Source organism: Mesorhizobium sp. M7A.F.Ca.US.002.01.1.1 (assembly GCF_004022955.1).
GTDB classification, from domain to species: Bacteria; Pseudomonadota; Alphaproteobacteria; order Rhizobiales; family Rhizobiaceae; genus Mesorhizobium; species Mesorhizobium ciceri.
This window is the reverse complement of the sequence record NZ_RZQE01000542.1, coordinates 1-3,602: the sequence shown is the minus strand read 5'-3', so window position 1 is coordinate 3,602 and position 3,602 is coordinate 1. Positions and strand designations below refer to the sequence as shown.

The window sequence follows — 3,602 nt, the reverse complement described above, 5'->3', positions numbered from 1 at the left end:
CTGCCATAGAGAGGTGGTCGTGCACAGGAACGAGCTGGGGGGCAGTTCGATTTGCGCTTGCTGTTTGCCTTGCTGCCTATGCTCACCACCGCCACCGCAGTGGTGGCGCCTGGCCCTGGTCATCGCCAACGACGACCACCGCCTGATCCGGCCGCCCGCCCGACATGACGCCGGGGCGCGACCGCAGCAGGCGGCTGGCGCCGAGATACAAGTTCATGATCAAGGTTTCTCAAGGACCGCTGGCCGAAGTGAAATGGGGGCCGGCGGAGGCCCGCCATTGGCAGCCGGCCATTCCCAGTGAAATGCCTGCAAACCTTGGAAAAACCGCCTTTTGCGCCTATATCTAGTCGATATCAGAGGCGCGATTCGGCGCGGATTTTTCGCGCTGTGCAGGCGGCATCCAGACAACAGGTTTTCATGAGCGATCAGATCGACAACAACAACGGCGCTGAAGCCGAATACGGCGCCGATTCCATCAAGGTTTTGAAGGGGTTGGACGCTGTCCGCAAACGCCCCGGAATGTATATCGGTGATACAGACGACGGCTCGGGCCTGCATCACATGGTCTATGAAGTGGTCGACAACGCCATCGACGAGGCGCTGGCCGGTCACGCCGACCTCGTCACCGTGACGCTCAACCCCGATGGTTCGGTCACTGTGATCGACAATGGCCGCGGAATTCCGACCGATATCCACACCGGAGAAGGCATTTCGGCGGCCGAAGTGATCATGACGCAGCTGCATGCCGGCGGCAAGTTCGACCAGAATTCCTACAAGGTCTCGGGCGGCCTGCATGGCGTCGGCGTCTCGGTGGTCAACGCGCTGTCGGCGTGGCTAAAGCTGAAGATCCGCCGCAACGGCCAGATCTTCGAGATGAGTTTCACGCATGGCAATGCCGACGCACCTCTGAAGGCGACCGGCACCTATGAGCAGGACAAGCAGCCGGGCACCTATGAGGGCCGCAGCGGCAGCCAGATCACCTTCTTCCCGTCGGCCGAGACCTTCACCATGGTCGAGTTCGACTTCGGCACGCTGGAACACCGGCTGCGCGAGCTTGCCTTCCTCAATTCCGGCGTGCGCATCATTTTGACCGATGCCCGTCACGCCGATGTCGTGCGCCATGAACTGCACTACGATGGAGGCCTCGAAGAATTCGTCAAATATCTCGATCGCGTCAAGAAACCGCTGATCGACAAGCCGATCGCCATCCGGGCGGAGCGCGACGGGATCACCGTCGAAGTGGCGATGTGGTGGAACGACAGCTACCACGAGAACGTGCTGGCCTTCACCAACAACATCCCGCAGCGCGATGGCGGCACGCATCTGGCCGGCTTCCGCGGCGCGCTGACGCGTCAGATCACCGGCTATGGCGAATCCTCTGGGCTGACCAAGAAGGAAAAGGTCTCGCTGATCGGCGACGATTGCCGCGAAGGTCTGACGGCGGTGCTGTCGGTCAAGGTTCCCGACCCGAAATTCTCCTCGCAGACCAAGGACAAGCTGGTCTCGTCGGAAGTCCGTCCTGTCGTCGAAGGCCTGGTCAACGAAGCGCTCGGCACCTGGCTGGAAGAACACCCGAGCGAAGGCAAGGTGGTCGTCGACAAGGTGATCCAGGCGGCGGCGGCGCGCGAAGCGGCGCGCAAGGCGCGCGATATCACCCGCAAGAGTTCGCTCGGCGTCACCTCCCTGCCCGGCAAACTGGCCGACTGCCAGGAACGCGACCCGGCGAAATCCGAAATCTTCATCGTCGAGGGTGATTCCGCCGGCGGCTCCGCCAAGGGTGGGCGTTCGCGCCAGAACCAGGCGATCCTGCCGTTGCGCGGCAAGATCCTCAATGTCGAGCGGGCGCGCTTCGACCGCATGCTCGGCTCCGACATGATCGGCACGTTGATCACGGCGCTCGGCACCTCGATCGGCAAGGACGAGTTCAACGCCGACAAGCTGCGCTACCACAAGATCATCCTGATGACCGACGCCGACGTCGACGGCGCCCATATCAGAACCTTGCTTCTCACCTTCTTCTTCCGGCAGATGCCTGAGCTGATCGAGCGCGGCCATCTCTACATCGCCCAGCCGCCGCTCTATAAGGTGACGCGCGGCAAGAGCTCGCAATACATCAAGGACGAGAGCGCGTTCGAGGAGTTCCTGATCGGCTCGGGACTGGAGGAAGCATCGCTTACGCTCGGCTCGGGCGAGGTTCGCATCGGGCAGGACCTGCGTGGCGCCATCGATGACGCGCTGGCGGTGCGCCAGCTGATCAACGGCCTGCACACGCGCTACAACAGAGGCGTCGTCGAGCAGGCGGCGATCGCCGGTGGGCTCAACCCGGACGTGTTCGCCGATCTCGGCCGCGCCAACGACATGGCGGAGCGGATTGCAAAACGCCTCGACATCATCGCCGAGGACACCGAGCGCGGCTGGACCGGCCGCATGTCGACCTCGAATGAAGGCGTTGGCGGCTATGTGTTCGAGCGCACGGTGCGCAGCGTCAAGGAATATGCGCATCTCGACCTGGCGCTGATCAATTCGGCCGACGCACGCCAGCTCGACCGTTACGCACAGCGCCTCAGCGAGGTCTACGGGTCGCCGCCGGTGCTGCGCCGCAAGGATGTCTCCGAAACCATCTCGGGGCCGCTGGCGATGCTCAATGCGGTCTTTGCGACAGGCCGCAAGGGCCTGACGATGCAGCGCTACAAGGGTCTCGGCGAGATGAACGCCGAACAGCTGTGGGAAACCACGCTCGATCCGAACGTGCGCTCGCTGCTGCAGGTCAAGGTCAATGACGCGACCGATGCGGATTCGCTGTTTTCGCGGCTGATGGGCGACGAGGTCGAGCCCAGGCGCGAGTTCATCCAGGACAACGCGCTGTCGGTCGCCAATCTGGATATCTGATCTGGACGTTAAATCTGAATTGGCGCGCTGCGGCGCGCCAATTGTTCCACCGGCGGCAACAAAATCAATTTGCAACGCGCCGGAACGGAAGTCCCTGCGAGACATTGTGACAATATCGATCACAATTTCTAACAGGAGGCTTCCATGGGACGCGGCATTTTGCTCTGGTTGCTCGGCATACCGATCCCGATCATCATTCTGATCATGCTGTTCGTACGATAGGGGGCACTTATGCAGTCCACCCTATCGGCTGTCGACGTTTCCACTTCAACAGAATCCTCCTCCACCGCCGTCAGTTGGGGACCGATCATCGCCGGTGCCTTCGCGGCCTCGACGCTGACCTTCATCCTCATGCTGCTGGGCTCCGGGCTTGGATTGAGCATGGTGTCGCCCTGGTCGGGATCCGGCGCATCTGTCACCACTTTCGCGGCATCCACCGCCGTCTGGCTGATCATCGTGCAATGGCTGTCCTCGGGTGTCGGCGGCTACCTTGCCGGACGCCTGCGCACCAAATGGGTCGGCATCCACACGGACGAGGTGTATTTCCGTGATACCGCCCATGGCTTTCTTGCCTGGGCGTTGGCCACACTGCTCGTCGTCGGCGTGCTTGGCTCCGCGCTTTCCGCTGCCATAGGCTCGGGCGTGCAGGCGGTGTCCACCATCGCGTCTGGTGCGGCCATGGGCGCATCGGCGGGGGGGTCGGCCAAAGCCGG

At 62.5% G+C, this 3,602-nt stretch carries 1 protein-coding gene and 1 pseudogene; both read left to right on the top strand.

All coding sequences use genetic code 11. From position 1 onward, the window contains the following. The first annotated feature begins 417 nt into the window (after positions 1–417). On the top strand, positions 418–2,889 hold the full coding sequence (gene gyrB / locus EN932_RS31495) for a DNA topoisomerase (ATP-hydrolyzing) subunit B (RefSeq protein ID WP_013528198.1): 2,472 nt from the start codon (positions 418–420) through the stop codon (positions 2,887–2,889). 231 nt (positions 2,890–3,120) lie between these two features. Further along, positions 3,121–3,602, top strand: a pseudogene (locus EN932_RS31490) (hypothetical protein); the annotation flags it as partial.

Coding starts and splice junctions, on each gene's coding strand:
- gyrB (WP_013528198.1), top strand. CDS start 418: ATGAGCGATCAGATCGACAACAACAACGGCGCTGAAGCCGAATACGGC.